This is a genomic window from Caldimonas thermodepolymerans, from assembly GCF_015476235.1.
In the GTDB taxonomy this organism is placed as follows: Bacteria; Pseudomonadota; Gammaproteobacteria; order Burkholderiales; family Burkholderiaceae_C; genus Caldimonas; species Caldimonas thermodepolymerans.
The window spans coordinates 3,343,822-3,359,781 of the sequence record NZ_CP064338.1 but is presented as its reverse complement, the minus strand read 5'-3'; the positions used below and the strand labels follow the sequence as shown (position 1 = coordinate 3,359,781).

Genomic DNA, 15,960 nt, shown 5'->3' with positions numbered 1-15,960 from the left:
CAATCGTTGTCGGGCATTGGAGAAAACAATGAGTCTTAGCAATCGTCTCGGATTGCTGGGCCGCAAGGTGGGCATGATGCGCATCTTCACGGACGACGGCGACGCCGTGCCTGTGACGGTGCTGGACGTGTCGAACAACCGCGTGACCCAGGTCAAGACCGTCGAGACCGACGGCTACTGCGCCCTGCAGGTGGCATTCGGCGTGCGCAAGGCAAGCCGTGTCAACAAGCCGGAAGCTGGCCACTACGCCAAGGCGGGCGTGGAGGCGGGCGAAGTCCTCAAGGAATTCCGCGTGCCGGCCGAAGTGGCCGCCGAGTACAAGCCCGGCGCCCAGCTCCCCGTCACGCTCTTCTCGGTGGGCCAGAAGGTCGACGTGCAGGGCACCTCGATCGGCAAGGGCTTTGCCGGCACCATCAAGCGTCACAACTTCGGCTCGCAGCGCGCCTCCCACGGTAACAGCCGTTCGCACAACGTGCCCGGCTCGATCTCGATGGCGCAGGACCCGGGCCGCGTGTTCCCGGGCAAGAAGATGTCCGGCCACCTGGGTGATGAAACCGTGAGCATTCAGAACCTCGACATCGTCCGCATCGACGAGGCCCGCCAGCTGCTGCTGGTCAAGGGCGCGGTGCCGGGTGCCAAGGGCGGTCATGTCGTCGTCCGTCCCGCCGTCAAGGTCAAGGCCAAGAAAGGAGCCCAGTGATGCAACTCGAGCTCCTGAACGAACAGGGCCAGCCCGCCGCCAAGGTTGAGGCGCCCGACACCGTGTTCGGCCGTGACTACAACGAAGCGCTGGTGCACCAGATCGTGGTGGCCTACCAGGCCAACGCGCGCCAGGGCACCCGTGCCCAGAAGGACCGCGCCACCGTCAAGCACTCCACCAAGAAGCCGTGGCGCCAGAAGGGCACCGGCCGCGCTCGCGCCGGCATGACCTCGTCGCCGCTGTGGCGTGGGGGCGGTCGCATCTTCCCGAACAGCCCGAACGAGAACTTCACCCAGAAGGTCAACAAGAAGATGTACCGTGCCGGTATGGCCGCCATCTTCTCGCAGCTGGCCCGCGAAGGCCGCCTGGCCGTGGTGGACTCCCTGAAGGTCGAGTCGCCCAAGACCAAGCTGCTGGCCCAGAAGTTCAAGGCCATGGGCCTGGATTCCGTGCTGGTGATTGCCGACGAGGTCGACGAGAACCTGTACCTGGCTTCCCGCAACCTGGCCAACGTGCTCGTCGTCGAGCCGCGCTACGCCGATCCGCTGTCGCTCGTGCACTACAAGAAGGTGCTCGTGACGAAGGCTGCGATCGAGCAGCTCAAGGAGATGCTGGCATGAGCGCTCAGAAATTCGATGAAGGTCGCCTGATGCAGGTGCTGGTCGCCCCGATCGTGTCCGAGAAGGCCACGTCGGTCGCCGAGAAGCACAACCAGGTGCTGTTCAAGGTCCTGCGGGACGCCACCAAGCCTGAGATCAAGGCGGCCGTCGAACTGATGTTCAAGGTCGAGGTGGAATCCGTGCAGGTGGTCAACCAGAAGGGCAAGGTCAAGCGCTTTGGCCGCACCATCGGCCGTCGCGATCACGTGAAGAAGGCCTATGTGTCCCTGAAGGAAGGCCAGGAGCTCAACTTCTCCGGGGAGGCTGCGTAATGGCCGTCGTCAAACTCAAGCCCACGTCGCCCGGCCGCCGTGCCGTGGTCAAGGTGGTGCACAAGCACCTGTACAAGGGCCGGCCCGAGAAGTCGCTGCTCGAGCCCCAGAAGCAGAATGCTGGCCGCAACAACAACGGCCACATCACGACCCGTCACAAGGGTGGTGGCCACAAGCATCACTATCGGGTGATCGACTTCCGCCGCAACAAGGACGGCATCCCCGCGAAGGTGGAGCGCATCGAGTACGACCCGAACCGTACCGCGCACATCGCGCTGGTGTGCTACGCCGACGGCGAGCGTCGCTACATCATCGCCCCGCGCGGCCTGGAGGTCGGCGCGACGGTGCTGTCCGGCTCGGAAGCCCCGATCAAGGCCGGCAACACGCTGCCGATCCGCAACATCCCGGTCGGCTCGACCATCCACTGCATCGAGCTGCTGCCGGGCAAGGGTGCCCAGCTGGCCCGTTCGGCCGGCGCGTCCGCCGTGCTGATGGCCCGCGAAGGCGCGTACGCCCAGGTCCGCCTGCGTTCCGGTGAAGTGCGCCGCATCCACATCGAGTGCCGCGCCACGATCGGCGAGGTCTCGAACGAGGAGCACAGCCTGCGCCAGTACGGCAAGGCCGGTGCGATCCGCTGGCGCGGCATCCGCCCGACGGTGCGTGGCGTGGCGATGAACCCGATCGACCACCCGCACGGTGGTGGTGAAGGCCGTACCGGTGAGGCTCAGGCCCCGGTGTCGCCGTGGAACACGCTGACCAAGGGCTACCGCACCCGCAACAACAAGCGCACGCAGGCGATGATCGTCTCGCGCCGCAAGAAGTAAGAGGTAGGTCATGGCTCGTTCATTGAAAAAAGGTCCTTTCGTGGACCACCACCTCATGGCCAAGGTCGAAGCCGCTGCGGCCAGCAAGGACAAGAAGCCGATCAAGACTTGGTCGCGCCGTTCGACGATCCTGCCCGAGTTCATCGGCCTGACGATTGCCGTGCACAACGGCCGGCAGCACGTGCCCGTGTACGTGACCGACCAGATGGTCGGCCACAAGCTGGGCGAGTTTGCGCTGACCCGCACCTTCAAGGGTCACCCCGCAGACAAGAAAGCCAAGAAGTAAGGAGTCGCCATGGAAACCCGTGCAAGTCTTCGCGGCGTGCGCCTGTCGGTCGACAAGGGTCGGCTGGTGGCCGACCTGATCCGCGGCAAGAAGGTGGACCAGGCACTCAACATCCTGGCGTTCACGCAGAAGAAAGCTGCCGTGATCATCAAGAAGGTGCTGGAGTCCGCCATCGCCAATGCCGAGCACAACGACGGCGCCGACATCGACGAACTGAAGGTCAAGACCATCTACGTGGAGCAGGGCACCACGCTGAAGCGCTTCACCGCGCGCGCCAAGGGCCGCGGCAACCGCATCAGCAAGCCCACCTGCCACATCTACGTGACCGTCGGCAACTGATAGGCAGACAGGAAGAATATGGGACAGAAAATTCATCCGACCGGCTTCCGGCTGCCCGTCACGCGTGCCTGGGCGTCGCGCTGGTATGCAAACAACCGCAACTTCGCCAAGATGCTGGCCGAAGACCTTCAGGTGCGCGAGTACCTGAAGACGCGTCTGAAGAACGCTGCGGTCTCCCGCATCCTGATCGAGCGTCCCGCCAAGAACGCCCGCATCACGATCTACTCGGCCCGTCCGGGGGTGGTGATCGGCAAGAAGGGCGAGGACATCGAGAACCTGAAGGCCGAACTGACCCGCCGCCTGGGTGTGCCGGTCGCTGTGAACATCGAGGAGGTGCGCAAGCCCGAGATCGATGCCCAGCTGATCGCCGACTCGATCACCCAGCAGCTGGAAAAGCGCATCATGTTCCGCCGCGCGATGAAGCGCGCGATGCAGAACGCCATGCGCCTGGGTGCCCAGGGCATCAAGATCATGTCGTCCGGCCGCCTGAACGGCATCGAGATCGCCCGTACCGAGTGGTACCGCGAAGGTCGTGTGCCCCTGCACACCCTGCGCGCCGACATCGACTACGGCTTCTCGGAAGCGAAAACCACCTACGGCGTCATCGGCGTCAAGGTGTGGGTCTACAAGGGTGACACCCTGGGCCGCGGCGAAGCGCCTGCGGCCAAGACCGACGAGCGTCCCGAGGAGGATCGCCGCGGCCGTCGTGGCCCGCGTGGCGACCGTCCGTCCGGCGACCGCCGTCCGTCGCGCGGTGGCCCGGCCCGCGCCGGTGCCCGCAATGAAGCGCCGGCCGACGGCAGCGACAAGCCCGCCGAGGCCGCAGACGCGAAGACCCCCGCGGTCAAGCGCGTGCGCAAAGCCGTCACCCCGGGTTCCGGCTCGGGTGAGGCGAAAGGAGAATAAACATGCTGCAACCCGCTCGTCGCAAGTATCGCAAGGAGCACAAGGGCCGCAACACCGGCATCGCCACCCGCGGCACGAACGTGTCGTTCGGCGAATTCGGCCTGAAGGCCACCGAGCGCGGCCGCATCACCGCGCGTCAGATCGAGGCGGCCCGTCGTGCCATTTCGCGCCACATCAAGCGCGGTGGCCGCATCTTCATCCGCATCTTCCCGGACAAGCCGATCTCGCAGAAGCCGGCTGAAGTGCGTATGGGTAACGGCAAGGGCAACCCGGAGTACTACGTCGCCGAGATCCAGCCGGGCAAGGTGCTGTACGAGATCAACGGTGTGCCCGAGCAGCTCGCCCGCGAGGCGTTCCAGCTGGCTTCGGCCAAGCTGCCGCTGCGCACCGTCTTCGTGACCCGCCAGATCGGCGCCTGACGCATTCGGAGAACCGTAATGAAAGCATCTGAACTGCGCGCCAAGGACGTCGCCGGCCTGGAGAAGGAAATCAAGGACCTGCTCAAGGCTCACTTCGGTCTGCGCATGCAAAAGGCGACCCAGCAGCTGGCCAACACGGCCTCGCTGGGCCAGACCCGTCGCGACATCGCTCGCGCCAAGACCATTCTGGCCGAGAAGAAGAAGGAGGCCGCGAAATGACGGAAACCCGCGAAAAGAACACGCGCACCTTCATCGGTCGCGTCGTGAGCGACAAGCGCGCCAAGACGGTCACCGTGCTGGTCGAGAACCGCGTCAAGCACGAGCTGTACGGCAAGATCGTCGTGCGGTCGCGCAAGTACCACGCCCACGACGAGAACAACGAGTACAAGCTGGGCGACCTGGTCGAGATCGCCGAAGGCCGTCCGGTCTCCAAGACCAAGGCCTGGTACGTCACGCGCCTGATCGAAAAGGCCCGCGTGGTCTGATCCCCTGAAATCCGTGGGGTGGTTCACGCTGCCCCGCACCAGCGACGGCCGGCTCGCCATACTGGCGCCCGGCCGTTGCATTTTTCCGGCCCTGAACGAGGAGACGCGCCATGCTGAAAGTCGGAGACAAGCTGCCCGCCGGCACCCTGTATGAATACATCGAGGTCGAGGGGGAGGGCTGCCCGATCGGCCCGAACGCCTTCGACATCGCCCAGTCGGTCGCCGGCAAGACCATCGCCATCTTCGGGCTGCCCGGGGCGTTCACCCCGACCTGCTCGGCCAAGCACCTGCCTGGCTACGTGCAGCAGGCCGACGAGCTGAAGGCCGCCGGGGTGGACGAGATCTGGTGCGTCTCGGTCAACGACGCCTTCGTGATGGGGGCCTGGGGCCGCGAGCAGGGCACGGCCGGGAAGGTGCGCATGATGGCCGACGGCAACGGCGACTTCGCCCGCGCCACCGGCCTGACGCTGGACCTGACCCCGCGCGGGATGGGGGTCCGCTCGCAGCGCTACTCGATGCTGGTGGTCGACGGCCAGGTGAAAACCCTGAATGTCGAGGCGCCGGGCAAGTTCGAGGTGAGCGACGCCCAGACCCTGCTGGAGCAGGCGCGTGCGCTGAAGGCCTGAGGCCGTTGGGGGTGCGACACCCGCCCTTGACAGGGTTTCGGGTTCTCACCCATAATTCGTAGCTTCGCCGGAAATCGGGCGGATCACGCCTTGCGCCACGCAGGGTGCGGGTCCGGAGCGAGCCGGCTTCGCCCAAGCGGTCGCTGTGGCCCCAGGCTGCAGTGGTCAGACGGGCCCAAGACTGACCGCGTCGTACGACCTGTGATGGGCACGGGTTCAAGCGGGAAAAGTTGGGGACTTAAATGATTCAAATGCAATCGCGACTGGACGTCGCCGACAACACTGGCGCGAAGTCCGTCATGTGTATCAAGGTGCTCGGCGGCTCCAAGCGTCGCTATGCCGGCATCGGCGACATCATCAAGGTGAGCATCAAGGAAGCTGCGCCGCGTGGCCGCGTCAAGAAGGGCGAGGTCTACAACGCCGTGGTCGTGCGTACCGCCAAGGGTGTGCGCCGCCAGGATGGCTCGCTGATCAAGTTCGACGGCAACGCCGCGGTGCTGCTGAACAACAAGCTGGAGCCCATCGGCACCCGCATCTTCGGCCCGGTCACGCGCGAACTGCGCTCCGAGCGGTTCATGAAGATCGTGTCGCTGGCTCCTGAAGTGCTCTGAGCGGCGAGCGAGGATAGGCCATGAACAAGATTCGTAAGGGCGACGAGGTCATCGTGCTGGCCGGTCGCGACAAGGGCAAGCGCGGCAAGGTGACGGCGCGCGTCGACGCCGACTACATCACCGTCGAGGGCGTCAACGTCGTCAAGAAGCACGTGCGTCCCAACCCGCTGAAGGGCACGACCGGCGGCATCGTCGAGAAGACCATGCCGATCCACCAGTCGAACGTGGCGATCTTCAATCCCGCTACCGGCAAGGCCGACCGCGTTGGCGTCAAGCTCCTGGCTGACGGCAAGAAGGTCCGCGTCTACAAGTCCAGCGGCGAAGAGATCAAGGCTTAAGAGGTTCGAGATGGCTCGTTTGCAAGAGTTTTACCGCGAGAAGGTGGTGCCGAACCTCATCCAGAAGTTCGGCTACAAGTCGGTGATGGAAGTGCCCCGCATCACCAAGATCACGCTGAACATGGGCGTGGGCGAGGCCGTGGCCGACAAGAAGGTGATGGACAACGCCGTCGGTGACCTGGCCAAGATCGCCGGCCAGAAGCCGGTCGTGACCAAGTCGCGCAAGGCCATCGCGGGCTTCAAGATCCGCGAGGGCGTGCCCATCGGTTGCATGGTCACGCTGCGTGGCGTGCGCATGTACGAATTCCTGGACCGCTTCATCACCATCGCGCTGCCGCGCGTGCGTGACTTCCGCGGCATCTCGGGTCGCTCCTTCGACGGCCGTGGCAACTACAACATCGGCGTCAAGGAACAGATCATCTTCCCCGAGATCGAGTACGACAAGATCGACGCCCTGCGCGGTCTGAACATCAGCATCACCACGACGGCCAAGACGGACGAGGAGTGCAAGGCGCTGCTGTCCGAATTCCGTTTCCCGTTCAAGAACTGAGGTGGCTCGTGGCTAAACTTTCTCTCAAGCAGCGCGAACAGAAGCGCGCCGACCTCGTGGCCAAGTACGCCAAGAAGTACGCCGAGCTGAAGGCGATCATCGACGACGCCAAGAAGTCGGACGAAGAGCGTTACCTGGCCCGCCTCGAGCTGCAGAAGCTCCCGCGCAACGCCAACCCGACCCGCCTGCGCAACCGCTGCGGCCTGACGGGTCGCCCGCGTGGCACCTTCCGCAAGTTCGGCTTGGCCCGCAACAAGATCCGTGAATTGGCCTTCGAGGGCGACATCCCGGGTGTCGTCAAGGCCAGCTGGTAATCGGCACGATCAGGAGAAATCCAATGAGCATGAGTGATCCTATCGCCGATATGCTGACCCGCATCCGCAACGCGCAGATGGTCGAGAAGGCCAGCGTGTCGATGCCGTCGTCCAAGCTGAAGGTGGCCATCGCCCAGGTCCTGAAGGACGAGGGCTACATCGAAGATTTCCAGGTGCGTGGCGAGCCGGCCAAGCCGCAACTCGAGATCGCCCTGAAGTACTACGCCGGGCGTCCGGTGATCGAGCGCCTGGAGCGCGTGAGCCGTCCCGGCCTGCGCATCTACAAGGGCCGGCACGAGATTCCCCAGGTCATGAACGGTCTGGGCGTGGCGATCGTGACGACGCCCAAGGGTGTGATGACCGACCGCAAGGCGCGCCAGGCCGGTATCGGCGGCGAAGTGCTTTGCTACGTCGCGTGATGAGGGGAGGCCAGTAAATGTCCCGCGTTGGAAAAATGCCGGTCGCCATCCCGCAAGGCGTGGATGTGTCGATCACTGCTGACCAGATCAGCGTCAAGGGTGCACTGGGCACGCTCGTGCAGCCGGTGAACCGCCTGGTCACGGTCAAGAACGAAGACGGCAAGCTGACCTTCACCCCGGCCGACGACTCGGCCGAGGCGAACGCGATGTCCGGCACGATGCGCGCGCTGGTGGCCAACCTGGTCAACGGCGTCAGCAAGGGCTTCGAGAAGAAGCTCACCCTGGTCGGCGTGGGCTTCCGTGCCCAGGCCCAGGGCCAGAAGCTGAACCTGCAGGTCGGCTTCTCGCATCCGGTCGTCAAGGAAATGCCTGCCGGCGTCAAGGTCGAAACCCCGTCGCAGACCGAAATCGTCATCAAGGGCGCGGACCGCCAGGTGGTGGGCCAGGTCGCCGCCGAAGTGCGCGCGATCCGTCCTCCCGAGCCTTACAAGGGCAAGGGCATTCGTTATGCGGACGAGAAGGTCTCCCTGAAAGAGACCAAGAAGAAGTAAGGAGCAGCCAGATGTTGAACAAGAAAGAACAGCGCCTGCGCCGCTCCCGCCAGACCCGCGCTCGGATCGCGCAGCTGCGTGTGGCGCGCCTGACCGTGTTCCGTTCGAACCAGCACATCTACGCGAGCGTGATCTCGGAAGACGGCTCCCGCGTGCTGGCGACCGCTTCGACGGTCGAGAAGGAAGTGCGCGAGCAGCTCGGTGCCGGCAAGGGCGGCAATGTCGCCGCGGCAGCGATCGTCGGCAAGCGCATCGCCGAGAAGGCAAAGGCCGCTGGCGTGGAGAAGGTGGCGTTCGACCGTTCGGGCTTCGCCTACCACGGCCGCGTGAAGGCGCTGGCCGAGGCGGCCCGCGAAGGTGGCCTGCAGTTCTAAGCGCAAGACCTCAAGGAATCGGAAATGGCAAAGTTTCAACCGAAGGTGGCTGACGAAGGTCGCGACGACGGTCTGCGCGAGAAGATGATCGCGGTCAACCGCGTCACCAAGGTGGTCAAGGGCGGCCGGATCCTCGGCTTCGCCGCGCTGACCGTGGTGGGCGACGGCGACGGCCGCATCGGCATGGGCAAGGGCAAGGCGCGTGAAGTGCCGGTCGCCGTGCAGAAGGCGATGGAGCAGGCCCGCCGCAACATGATCAAGGTGAGCCTGAAGAACGGCACCATCCACCACAACGTGGTGGGTGAGCACGGCTCCGCCAAGGTGCTGATGGCCCCGGCCAAGCCCGGTGACGGCATCATCGCCGGCGGCCCGATGCGTGCCGTCTTCGAAGTGATGGGTGTGACCGACATCGTGGCCAAGAGCCACGGCTCGACCAACCCCTACAACATGGTGCGCGCCACGCTGAACGCGCTGACGTCCCTGCGGACGCCGGCCGAAGTGGCAGCCAAGCGCGGCAAGACGGTTGAAGAGCTCTTCAACTGAAGCCGGGAGCATTCGTCATGGCTGACAAGAAAACTCTGAAGGTGAAGCTGGTTCGCAGCCCGATCGGGACCCGCGAATCTCACCGCGCCACCCTGCGTGGCCTGGGTCTGCGCAAGCTGAACAGCGAGTCGGTGCTGGAAGACACGCCGGCCGTGCGCGGCATGATCAACAAGGTGAGCTACCTGGTGAAGGTGCTCTGAACCGGGCTGAGGACAAGATGCAACTCAACACCATCAAGCCGGCCGAGGGCAGCAAGAAGGCCCGCCGCCGCGTCGGTCGCGGCATCGGCTCGGGCCTGGGCAAGACCGCCGGCCGCGGTCACAAGGGCCAGAAGTCCCGCGCGGGCGGCTTCCACAAGGTCGGTTTCGAAGGCGGCCAGATGCCGCTGCAGCGCCGCCTGCCCAAGCGCGGCTTCAAGTCGCAGACCCTGAAGTTCAACGCCGAGGTTCGCCTGTCGGACCTGGAGCGCCTGGGTGCCGAGGAAGTGGACCTGCTGACGCTGAAGCAGGCAGGCCTGGTGCCGGAGCTGGCGAAGAACGTGAAGGTGATCGCTTCCGGCGAGCTGACCAAGAAGGTCGTGCTCAAGGGCATCGGCGCCACCGCCGGGGCCAAGGCGGCGATCGAGAAGGCTGGCGGTTCGCTGGCCGAGTGAAGCGGCTTGCGCACACCTAGGCTGTAGGACACCACACAGTGGCAACCAACCCGACCCAGCTGGCCAAGACCGGGAAGTTCGGCGACCTGCGTCGCCGGCTCGTCTTCCTGCTGCTGGCGCTCGTGGTCTACCGCATCGGCGCGCACATCCCCGTGCCGGGCATCGACCCGAACCAGCTGCAGCAGCTCTTCCAGGGGCAACAAGGCGGCATCCTGAGCCTGTTCAACATGTTCTCGGGGGGCGCGCTGTCGCGCTTCACCGTGTTCGCGTTGGGCATCATGCCGTACATCTCCGCGTCGATCATCATGCAGTTGATGACCTACGTGATCCCGACGCTGGAGGCGCTGAAGAAGGAAGGTGAAGCCGGACGGCGCAAGATCACGCAGTACACCCGGTACGGCACGCTGGGCCTGGCGCTGTTCCAGTCGCTGTCCATCGCGATCGCGCTGGAGAGCTCGCAGGGCCTGGTGCTGAACCCGGGCTTCGGCTTCCGCATCTCGGCGATGATCAGCCTGACCGCGGGGACCATGTTCCTGATGTGGCTGGGCGAGCAGATCACCGAGCGCGGGCTGGGCAACGGCATCTCGATCCTGATCTTCGCGGGTATCGCGGCCGGCCTGCCGAGCGCCATCGGCGGCCTGTTCGAGCTGGTGCGCACCGGCGCGATGAGCATCCTGGTGTCGCTGTTCATCATCGCCCTGGTGGTGCTGGTGACCTACTTCGTGGTGTTCGTCGAGCGTGGCCAGCGCAAGATCCTGGTGAACTACGCCAAGCGCCAGGTGGGCAACCGGGTGTACGGCGGCCAGTCCTCGCACCTGCCGTTGAAGCTGAACATGGCCGGGGTGATCCCGCCGATCTTCGCGTCGTCGATCATCCTGCTGCCGGCCACGGTGGTGAGCTGGTTCAGCACGGGCGACAGCATGCGCTGGCTGAAGAACATTGCCGATGCGCTGCATCCGGGCCAGCCGCCGTACGTGATGCTGTACGCCGCCGCGATCATCTTCTTCTGCTTCTTCTACACGGCGCTGGTGTTCAACAGCCGTGAGACGGCGGACAACCTGAAGAAGAGCGGGGCGTTCATCCCGGGCATCCGTCCGGGCGAGCAGACCGCGCGGTACATCGACAAGATCCTGTCGAGGCTGACGCTGGCGGGGGCGCTGTACATCACCGCGGTGTGCCTGCTGCCGGAGTTCCTGATCCTGAAGTACAACGTGCCGTTCTACTTCGGCGGGACCTCGCTGCTGATCATCGTGGTGGTGACGATGGACTTCTGGGCTCAGGTGCAGTCGTACGTGATGTCCCAGCAGTACGAGTCGCTGTTGAAGAAGGCGAATTTCAAGGCGGGCTGAAGGCCCGGGGCAAGAACGCGAAACGAGACTGAGCACGTATGGCGAAAGACGACGTCATTCAGATGCAGGGCGAGGTGATCGAGAACCTCCCCAACGCGACGTTTCGCGTGAAGCTGGAGAACGGGCATGTGGTGCTCGGTCACATTTCCGGCAAGATGCGCATGCACTACATCCGCATCCTGCCTGGCGACAAGGTGACCGTGGAGCTGACGCCCTACGATTTGAGTCGAGCTCGCATCGTGTTCCGAGCGAAGTGAGCGATTGTCAACCCTCGGAGCAAACTGGCCGTCAGAAGGGGCGCGAGCCCGTAGCGAGCACTGAGAGGTCAAGGAGAAGACCATGAAAGTTTCGGCATCTGTCAAGAAGATCTGCCGCAATTGCAAGATCATCCGTCGCAATGGCGTGGTTCGCGTGATTTGCACCGACCCCCGTCATAAGCAACGCCAGGGCTGACCGGCGCTGACAGCCCCGCCCTGATGAACGCGAACTAGAGGACCACATGGCACGTATTGCTGGTATCAACATTCCGCCCCACAAGCACGCGGAAATCGGTCTGACCTCGATCTACGGCATCGGCCGTTCCACGGCGCAGAAGATCTGCGACGCCTGTGGCATTCCGTACGACAAGAAGATCAAGGACCTGACCGACGCCGATCTGGAAAAGATCCGCGAAGAGGTGGGCAAGCTCACGATCGAGGGCGACCTGCGCCGTGAGGTGACGATGAACATCAAGCGGCTGATGGACCTCGGCTGCTATCGTGGCTTCCGTCACCGCCGCGGCCTGCCGCTGCGCGGCCAGCGTACGCGCACGAACGCCCGTACCCGCAAGGGTCCGCGCAAGTCCGGTGTCGCGCTGAAGAAGTGACCGGCCGCTCCTGCTGACTGAAAGAAGATTCCATGGCTAAGTCTCCTGTCAACAACGCTGCCCGCCGTGTGAGCAAGAAGGTCCGCAAGAACATTGCGGACGGGATCGCCCACGTGCACGCATCGTTCAACAACACCATCATCACGATCACCGACCGCCAAGGCAACGCGCTGTCCTGGGCGTCCAGCGGTGGCCAGGGCTTCAAGGGCTCGCGCAAGTCTACGCCGTTCGCCGCGCAGGTCGCGGCCGAGGCGGCCGGCCGTGCCGCCCAGGAGCAGGGCATCAAGAACCTGGACGTCCAGATCAAGGGCCCGGGCCCCGGCCGGGAATCGTCGGTGCGCGCGCTGGCGGCGCTGGGCATCCGCATCACGTCGATCTCCGACGTGACGCCGATCCCCCACAACGGCTGCCGTCCGCAGAAGCGCCGCCGCATCTAATACAATTTGGCGCGTTTTTGGTTCGCCGGCGGGTGCGCGAGCACCAGCGCCGGCGGTTTCGTTGAAGCCCACCGTCTGAGCAGCTCGAACAATTCCAAGCTCGCCAGACTCGCGTGACCTGGTCGCCCCGGGACACGTCAGATTCCAGAGGAAGCACTCAAGTGGCACGTTATCTCGGCCCCAAGGCAAAACTCTCCCGCCGCGAAGGCACCGACCTGTACCTGAAGAGCGCCCGTCGCGCCATCGGTGACAAGGCGAAGTTCGACACCAAGCCCGGCCAGCATGGCCGCACCTCCGGCTCCCGCACCTCCGACTACGGCCTGCAGCTGCGCGAGAAGCAGAAGGTCAAGCGCATGTACGGCGTGCTGGAGCGCCAGTTCCGCCGCTACTTCGCGGAGGCCGAGCGCCGCAAGGGCAACACCGGCTCGAACCTGCTGCAGCTGCTGGAATCGCGTCTGGACAACGTCGTGTATCGCATGGGCTTCGGCTCCACCCGTGCGGAAGCGCGCCAGCTGGTGTCGCACAAGGCGATCACCGTCAACGGCGAGGTCGTGAACATCCCGTCGTACATGGTGAAGGCCGGTGACGTGGTGGCGGTGCGCGAGAAGGCCAAGAAGCAGGCCCGCATCCAGGAAGCGTTCAAGCTGGCCGAGCAGGTCGGCCTGCCCGCCTGGGTGCAGGTGGACGGCGCCAAGCTCGAGGGCGTGTTCAAGAAGGTCCCGGATCGCGACGAGTTCGGCGCCGAGATCAACGAGTCGCTGATCGTCGAACTGTACTCGCGCTGATGCCGACGAACCCGCCCTGGCGGGTTCGCCTCATTTCCCTCTCCCGGCGGGGGACGAAACCGCCGGGTGGTCCATCAGCCTTATCGGTGTAACGAGCCGAGGGTATTGACAGGAAGACCTCATGCAAACGAATTTGCTGAAACCCAAAGCCATCAACGTGGAGCCGCTGGGCGGTCACCGCGCGAAGGTCACGCTCGAGCCCTTCGAGCGCGGCTACGGCCACACGCTGGGCAACGCGCTGCGCCGCGTCCTGCTGTCGTCGATGGTGGGTTATGCGCCGACCGAAGTCACCATCGCCGGCGTGCTGCACGAGTACTCGACGATCGACGGCGTGCAGGAAGACGTGGTGCACATCATGCTGAACCTCAAGGGGGTGGTGTTCCGCCTGCACAACCGCGAGGAAGTCACGCTGGTGCTGCGCAAGGAGGGCGAGGGTCCGGTGACGGCCGGCGACATTCAGACGCCGCATGACGTCGAGATCATCAACCCGGACCACGTCATCGCGAACCTGTCGCAAGGCGGCAAGCTCGACATGCAGATCAAGGTCGAGAAGGGCCGCGGCTACGTCCCCGGCAACCTGCGCCGCTACGCGGACGAGCCGACCAAGGCCATCGGCCGCATCGTCCTCGACGCCTCGTTCTCGCCGGTCAAGCGCGTCAGCTACACCGTCGAAAGCGCCCGCGTGGAGCAGCGCACCGACCTGGACAAGCTGGTGATGGAGATCGAGACCAACGGCGCCATCTCGCCGGAGGAAGCGATCCGCGCCTCGGCCAAGATCCTGGTGGAACAGCTGGCCGTGTTCGCCCAGCTGGAAGGCAGCGAGATCGCCGCCTTCGACCAGCCGGCCCAGCGTGCCCAGCAGTTCGACCCGATCCTGCTGCGTCCGGTCGACGAGCTGGAGTTGACGGTGCGTTCGGCCAACTGCCTGAAGGCCGAAAACATCTACTACATCGGCGACCTGATCCAGCGCACCGAGACCGAGCTGCTCAAGACCCCGAACCTGGGTCGCAAGTCGCTCAACGAGATCAAGGAAGTCCTGGCTTCCCGCGGTCTCACGCTCGGCGTGCGCCTGGAAAACTGGCCGCCGTCCGGCCTGGACAAGCGCTGATCCGGCGCACGGGGCCGGCCCGCCGGCCCCGCGTCCCTGCCACGATCCGATTCAACCCAGTGCACCCCCCGGTACCTGATCCGGCCGGGGTTCTATAAGGAAAGGAAAGCACCATGCGTCACCGCCACGGTCTTCGCAAACTCAACCGCACCTCGTCGCACCGCCTCGCGATGCTGCGCAACATGGCCAACTCGCTGATCGAGCACGAGGCCATCAAGACCACCCTGCCCAAGGCCAAGGAACTGCGCCGCGTCGTCGAGCCGCTGATCACGCTGGCCAAGGAGCCCACCGTCGCCAACAAGCGCCTGGCCTTCTCCCGCCTGCGCAACCGCGACAACGTGGTCAAGCTGTTCAACGAGCTGGGCCCGCGCTACAAGGAGCGTCCGGGCGGCTACACCCGCATTCTGAAGATGGGTTTCCGCGTCGGCGACAACGCCCCGATGGCCTACGTCGAGCTGGTCGACCGTCCGGAGCCGACCGAAGCCGCGACCGAAGGCGAAGCCGCTGCCGAGTAAGCCGCGCTGCACACCCCCGAAGGCCAGCTCCCGCTGGCCTTTTTCGTTTCCGGATTCCCCGCGGCGGCCCGGCACCCGCCGCGGCCCTTTGGCACACTGCACGCCATGGCGCCCACCACCCTGTTCCGTGTCCAGCACCTGGTCAAGCGTTATGGCGGCCACACCGTCGTCAACGACCTGTCGTTCGAGATCCATGCCGGGGAATGCCTGGGGGTGATCGGCCCCAACGGTGCCGGCAAGACGACCACCATCCGCATGTGCCTGGGGCTGGTGGGCCCCGACGCCGGGCGCATCGAGGCCTTCGGGCTGCCGGTCCCCCAGCAGGTGCGCGAGGCCAAGATGCGCCTGGGCGTGGTGTCGCAGTTCGACAGCCTGGACCCGGACTTCACCTGCCTCGAGAACCTGATCGTCTACGGGCGCTACTTCGGCATTCCCCGCGCGGTGCTGGCCGAGCGCGCGCCGCGGCTGCTCGAGTTCGCGGCCCTGCAGTCCAAGGCGGGCGCCAAGCCGGCCGAATTGTCAGGCGGCATGCGCCGGCGGCTGAGCCTGGCGCGGGCATTGGTCAACGACCCGGACCTGCTGCTGCTGGACGAGCCGACCACCGGGCTGGACCCGCAGGCGCGCCACCTGATGTGGGAGCGCCTGAAGCTGCTGCTGCAGCAGGGAAAATCCATCCTGCTGACGACGCACTTCATGGACGAGGCCGAGCGCCTGTGCGACCGGCTGCTGGTGCTCGACCTGGGGCAGAAGATCGCCGAAGGCACGCCGCGCGGGCTGATCGCGCAGCACCTCGAAAGCGACGTGGTGGAGGTCTACGGCGAGGGCGCGCCCGCGACCGCGGAGCGCCATCGCGCGCTGGCCGACCGGGTCGAGGTGATCGGCGAGACGGTGTTCTTCTACCTGCGCCAGCCCCGGCCGCTGCTGGAAGTGCTGTCGCGCGACCCGGCGGTGCGCTACCTGCACCGCCCGGCCAACCTGGAGGACCTGTTCCTGAAGCTCACCGGTCGCCAGATCCGCGACGACGCCTGAGGAA

The 15,960-nt window shown here is 65.2% G+C and carries 30 protein-coding genes; all 30 read left to right on the top strand.

Features of this window, described 5'->3' with window-relative positions; all coding sequences use genetic code 11:
• Window positions 1-28: 28 nt before the first annotated feature.
• The 30 genes from rplC (at window position 29) to IS481_RS15755 (ending at window position 15,956) form a co-directional block, all read left to right on the top strand.
• Window positions 29-700 carry a 50S ribosomal protein L3 gene (gene rplC / locus IS481_RS15900; protein WP_104357073.1) on the top strand — a complete coding sequence of 224 codons (672 nt, stop codon included), beginning with the start codon at window positions 29-31 and terminating at the stop codon, window positions 698-700.
• Window positions 700-1,320, top strand: coding sequence for a 50S ribosomal protein L4 (gene rplD, locus IS481_RS15895; protein WP_104357072.1), 621 nt, complete (start codon window positions 700-702; stop codon window positions 1,318-1,320). Before rplC ends, rplD begins: the two co-directional genes overlap by 1 nt.
• Entirely contained in the window at window positions 1,317-1,631 is a 315-nt protein-coding gene (gene rplW, locus IS481_RS15890) for a 50S ribosomal protein L23 (RefSeq protein ID WP_104357071.1), read from the top strand. The genes rplD and rplW overlap by 4 nt, the downstream gene beginning before the upstream one ends.
• Window positions 1,631-2,455, top strand: coding sequence for a 50S ribosomal protein L2 (rplB, locus tag IS481_RS15885; RefSeq protein WP_104357070.1), 825 nt, complete (start codon window positions 1,631-1,633; stop codon window positions 2,453-2,455). The genes rplW and rplB overlap by 1 nt, the downstream gene beginning before the upstream one ends.
• Before the next feature lie 10 nt (window positions 2,456-2,465).
• Window positions 2,466-2,741, top strand: coding sequence for a 30S ribosomal protein S19 (gene rpsS / locus IS481_RS15880; RefSeq protein WP_104357069.1), 276 nt, complete (start codon window positions 2,466-2,468; stop codon window positions 2,739-2,741).
• 9 nt (window positions 2,742-2,750) lie between these two features.
• Window positions 2,751-3,080: a 50S ribosomal protein L22 gene (rplV, locus tag IS481_RS15875; RefSeq protein WP_104357068.1), complete on the top strand. Its 330-nt coding sequence runs from the start codon at window positions 2,751-2,753 to the stop codon at window positions 3,078-3,080.
• 18 nt (window positions 3,081-3,098) lie between these two features.
• Window positions 3,099-3,986 (top strand): 30S ribosomal protein S3, encoded by an 888-nt coding sequence (gene rpsC, locus IS481_RS15870; protein ID WP_104357067.1) that lies wholly within the window; start codon window positions 3,099-3,101, stop codon window positions 3,984-3,986.
• 2 nt (window positions 3,987-3,988) lie between these two features.
• Window positions 3,989-4,405 carry a 50S ribosomal protein L16 gene (gene rplP / locus IS481_RS15865; RefSeq protein WP_104357066.1) on the top strand — a complete coding sequence of 139 codons (417 nt, stop codon included), beginning with the start codon at window positions 3,989-3,991 and terminating at the stop codon, window positions 4,403-4,405.
• An 18-nt stretch (window positions 4,406-4,423) separates the two neighbouring features.
• Window positions 4,424-4,624 (top strand): 50S ribosomal protein L29, encoded by a 201-nt coding sequence (rpmC, locus tag IS481_RS15860; protein ID WP_104357065.1) that lies wholly within the window; start codon window positions 4,424-4,426, stop codon window positions 4,622-4,624.
• Window positions 4,621-4,890: a 30S ribosomal protein S17 gene (gene rpsQ / locus IS481_RS15855; RefSeq protein WP_104357064.1), complete on the top strand. Its 270-nt coding sequence runs from the start codon at window positions 4,621-4,623 to the stop codon at window positions 4,888-4,890. Before rpmC ends, rpsQ begins: the two co-directional genes overlap by 4 nt.
• A 110-nt stretch (window positions 4,891-5,000) precedes the next feature.
• Entirely contained in the window at window positions 5,001-5,516 is a 516-nt protein-coding gene (locus tag IS481_RS15850; RefSeq protein WP_104357063.1) for a peroxiredoxin, read from the top strand.
• 242 nt (window positions 5,517-5,758) lie between these two features.
• Window positions 5,759-6,127 (top strand): 50S ribosomal protein L14, encoded by a 369-nt coding sequence (rplN, locus tag IS481_RS15845; RefSeq protein ID WP_104357062.1) that lies wholly within the window; start codon window positions 5,759-5,761, stop codon window positions 6,125-6,127.
• Between the two features lie 20 nt (window positions 6,128-6,147).
• Window positions 6,148-6,465, top strand: coding sequence for a 50S ribosomal protein L24 (gene rplX / locus IS481_RS15840; protein WP_104357061.1), 318 nt, complete (start codon window positions 6,148-6,150; stop codon window positions 6,463-6,465).
• A gap of 10 nt (window positions 6,466-6,475) precedes the next feature.
• Window positions 6,476-7,015: a 50S ribosomal protein L5 gene (gene rplE, locus IS481_RS15835; protein ID WP_104357060.1), complete on the top strand. Its 540-nt coding sequence runs from the start codon at window positions 6,476-6,478 to the stop codon at window positions 7,013-7,015.
• Window positions 7,016-7,023: 8 nt separating this feature from the next.
• Entirely contained in the window at window positions 7,024-7,329 is a 306-nt protein-coding gene (rpsN, locus tag IS481_RS15830) for a 30S ribosomal protein S14 (RefSeq protein ID WP_104357059.1), read from the top strand.
• 23 nt (window positions 7,330-7,352) lie between these two features.
• Entirely contained in the window at window positions 7,353-7,748 is a 396-nt protein-coding gene (gene rpsH / locus IS481_RS15825; RefSeq protein WP_104357058.1) for a 30S ribosomal protein S8, read from the top strand.
• 17 nt (window positions 7,749-7,765) lie between these two features.
• Entirely contained in the window at window positions 7,766-8,299 is a 534-nt protein-coding gene (gene rplF, locus IS481_RS15820; RefSeq protein WP_104357057.1) for a 50S ribosomal protein L6, read from the top strand.
• 11 nt (window positions 8,300-8,310) lie between these two features.
• Window positions 8,311-8,673, top strand: coding sequence for a 50S ribosomal protein L18 (rplR, locus tag IS481_RS15815; RefSeq protein ID WP_104357056.1), 363 nt, complete (start codon window positions 8,311-8,313; stop codon window positions 8,671-8,673).
• A 24-nt stretch (window positions 8,674-8,697) separates the two neighbouring features.
• Window positions 8,698-9,216, top strand: a complete 519-nt coding sequence (rpsE, locus tag IS481_RS15810) for a 30S ribosomal protein S5 (protein ID WP_104357055.1) — start codon at window positions 8,698-8,700, stop codon at window positions 9,214-9,216.
• A gap of 17 nt (window positions 9,217-9,233) precedes the next feature.
• Window positions 9,234-9,416, top strand: coding sequence for a 50S ribosomal protein L30 (gene rpmD / locus IS481_RS15805; protein WP_104357054.1), 183 nt, complete (start codon window positions 9,234-9,236; stop codon window positions 9,414-9,416).
• Window positions 9,417-9,433: 17 nt separating this feature from the next.
• Window positions 9,434-9,868: a 50S ribosomal protein L15 gene (rplO, locus tag IS481_RS15800; protein ID WP_104357053.1), complete on the top strand. Its 435-nt coding sequence runs from the start codon at window positions 9,434-9,436 to the stop codon at window positions 9,866-9,868.
• Window positions 9,869-9,906: 38 nt separating this feature from the next.
• Entirely contained in the window at window positions 9,907-11,217 is a 1,311-nt protein-coding gene (gene secY, locus IS481_RS15795) for a preprotein translocase subunit SecY (protein WP_104357052.1), read from the top strand.
• 38 nt (window positions 11,218-11,255) lie between these two features.
• Window positions 11,256-11,474 carry a translation initiation factor IF-1 gene (gene infA, locus IS481_RS15790; protein ID WP_004521905.1) on the top strand — a complete coding sequence of 73 codons (219 nt, stop codon included), beginning with the start codon at window positions 11,256-11,258 and terminating at the stop codon, window positions 11,472-11,474.
• Between the two features lie 82 nt (window positions 11,475-11,556).
• Window positions 11,557-11,670, top strand: coding sequence for a 50S ribosomal protein L36 (gene rpmJ, locus IS481_RS15785; protein WP_047196694.1), 114 nt, complete (start codon window positions 11,557-11,559; stop codon window positions 11,668-11,670).
• Between the two features lie 46 nt (window positions 11,671-11,716).
• On the top strand, window positions 11,717-12,082 hold the full coding sequence (gene rpsM / locus IS481_RS15780; protein WP_104357051.1) for a 30S ribosomal protein S13: 366 nt from the start codon (window positions 11,717-11,719) through the stop codon (window positions 12,080-12,082).
• Window positions 12,083-12,114: 32 nt separating this feature from the next.
• Entirely contained in the window at window positions 12,115-12,519 is a 405-nt protein-coding gene (gene rpsK / locus IS481_RS15775; protein ID WP_104357050.1) for a 30S ribosomal protein S11, read from the top strand.
• A gap of 161 nt (window positions 12,520-12,680) precedes the next feature.
• Window positions 12,681-13,304: a 30S ribosomal protein S4 gene (rpsD, locus tag IS481_RS15770; protein ID WP_104357049.1), complete on the top strand. Its 624-nt coding sequence runs from the start codon at window positions 12,681-12,683 to the stop codon at window positions 13,302-13,304.
• Between the two features lie 121 nt (window positions 13,305-13,425).
• Window positions 13,426-14,412: a DNA-directed RNA polymerase subunit alpha gene (locus tag IS481_RS15765; protein WP_104357048.1), complete on the top strand. Its 987-nt coding sequence runs from the start codon at window positions 13,426-13,428 to the stop codon at window positions 14,410-14,412.
• A gap of 113 nt (window positions 14,413-14,525) precedes the next feature.
• Window positions 14,526-14,927, top strand: a complete 402-nt coding sequence (gene rplQ / locus IS481_RS15760) for a 50S ribosomal protein L17 (protein WP_104357047.1) — start codon at window positions 14,526-14,528, stop codon at window positions 14,925-14,927.
• A gap of 105 nt (window positions 14,928-15,032) precedes the next feature.
• Window positions 15,033-15,956: an ATP-binding cassette domain-containing protein gene (locus IS481_RS15755; protein ID WP_104357046.1), complete on the top strand. Its 924-nt coding sequence runs from the start codon at window positions 15,033-15,035 to the stop codon at window positions 15,954-15,956.
• The last annotated feature ends 4 nt before the right edge of the window (window positions 15,957-15,960 follow it).

Excerpts from the sequence above, each read along its gene's own strand:
- rplC (WP_104357073.1), top strand. The coding sequence starts at position 29 with ATGAGTCTTAGCAATCGTCTCGGATTGCTGGGCCGCAAGGTGGGCATG.
- rplD (WP_104357072.1), top strand. The coding sequence starts at position 700 with ATGCAACTCGAGCTCCTGAACGAACAGGGCCAGCCCGCCGCCAAGGTT.
- rplW (WP_104357071.1), top strand. The coding sequence starts at position 1,317 with ATGAGCGCTCAGAAATTCGATGAAGGTCGCCTGATGCAGGTGCTGGTC.
- rplB (WP_104357070.1), top strand. The coding sequence starts at position 1,631 with ATGGCCGTCGTCAAACTCAAGCCCACGTCGCCCGGCCGCCGTGCCGTG.
- rpsS (WP_104357069.1), top strand. The coding sequence starts at position 2,466 with ATGGCTCGTTCATTGAAAAAAGGTCCTTTCGTGGACCACCACCTCATG.
- rplV (WP_104357068.1), top strand. The coding sequence starts at position 2,751 with ATGGAAACCCGTGCAAGTCTTCGCGGCGTGCGCCTGTCGGTCGACAAG.
- rpsC (WP_104357067.1), top strand. The coding sequence starts at position 3,099 with ATGGGACAGAAAATTCATCCGACCGGCTTCCGGCTGCCCGTCACGCGT.
- rplP (WP_104357066.1), top strand. The coding sequence starts at position 3,989 with ATGCTGCAACCCGCTCGTCGCAAGTATCGCAAGGAGCACAAGGGCCGC.
- rpmC (WP_104357065.1), top strand. The coding sequence starts at position 4,424 with ATGAAAGCATCTGAACTGCGCGCCAAGGACGTCGCCGGCCTGGAGAAG.
- rpsQ (WP_104357064.1), top strand. The coding sequence starts at position 4,621 with ATGACGGAAACCCGCGAAAAGAACACGCGCACCTTCATCGGTCGCGTC.
- IS481_RS15850 (WP_104357063.1), top strand. The coding sequence starts at position 5,001 with ATGCTGAAAGTCGGAGACAAGCTGCCCGCCGGCACCCTGTATGAATAC.
- rplN (WP_104357062.1), top strand. The coding sequence starts at position 5,759 with ATGATTCAAATGCAATCGCGACTGGACGTCGCCGACAACACTGGCGCG.
- rplX (WP_104357061.1), top strand. The coding sequence starts at position 6,148 with ATGAACAAGATTCGTAAGGGCGACGAGGTCATCGTGCTGGCCGGTCGC.
- rplE (WP_104357060.1), top strand. The coding sequence starts at position 6,476 with ATGGCTCGTTTGCAAGAGTTTTACCGCGAGAAGGTGGTGCCGAACCTC.
- rpsH (WP_104357058.1), top strand. The coding sequence starts at position 7,353 with ATGAGCATGAGTGATCCTATCGCCGATATGCTGACCCGCATCCGCAAC.
- rplF (WP_104357057.1), top strand. The coding sequence starts at position 7,766 with ATGTCCCGCGTTGGAAAAATGCCGGTCGCCATCCCGCAAGGCGTGGAT.
- rplR (WP_104357056.1), top strand. The coding sequence starts at position 8,311 with ATGTTGAACAAGAAAGAACAGCGCCTGCGCCGCTCCCGCCAGACCCGC.
- rpsE (WP_104357055.1), top strand. The coding sequence starts at position 8,698 with ATGGCAAAGTTTCAACCGAAGGTGGCTGACGAAGGTCGCGACGACGGT.
- rpmD (WP_104357054.1), top strand. The coding sequence starts at position 9,234 with ATGGCTGACAAGAAAACTCTGAAGGTGAAGCTGGTTCGCAGCCCGATC.
- rplO (WP_104357053.1), top strand. The coding sequence starts at position 9,434 with ATGCAACTCAACACCATCAAGCCGGCCGAGGGCAGCAAGAAGGCCCGC.
- infA (WP_004521905.1), top strand. The coding sequence starts at position 11,256 with ATGGCGAAAGACGACGTCATTCAGATGCAGGGCGAGGTGATCGAGAAC.
- rpmJ (WP_047196694.1), top strand. The coding sequence starts at position 11,557 with ATGAAAGTTTCGGCATCTGTCAAGAAGATCTGCCGCAATTGCAAGATC.
- rpsM (WP_104357051.1), top strand. The coding sequence starts at position 11,717 with ATGGCACGTATTGCTGGTATCAACATTCCGCCCCACAAGCACGCGGAA.
- rpsK (WP_104357050.1), top strand. The coding sequence starts at position 12,115 with ATGGCTAAGTCTCCTGTCAACAACGCTGCCCGCCGTGTGAGCAAGAAG.
- IS481_RS15765 (WP_104357048.1), top strand. The coding sequence starts at position 13,426 with ATGCAAACGAATTTGCTGAAACCCAAAGCCATCAACGTGGAGCCGCTG.
- rplQ (WP_104357047.1), top strand. The coding sequence starts at position 14,526 with ATGCGTCACCGCCACGGTCTTCGCAAACTCAACCGCACCTCGTCGCAC.
- IS481_RS15755 (WP_104357046.1), top strand. The coding sequence starts at position 15,033 with ATGGCGCCCACCACCCTGTTCCGTGTCCAGCACCTGGTCAAGCGTTAT.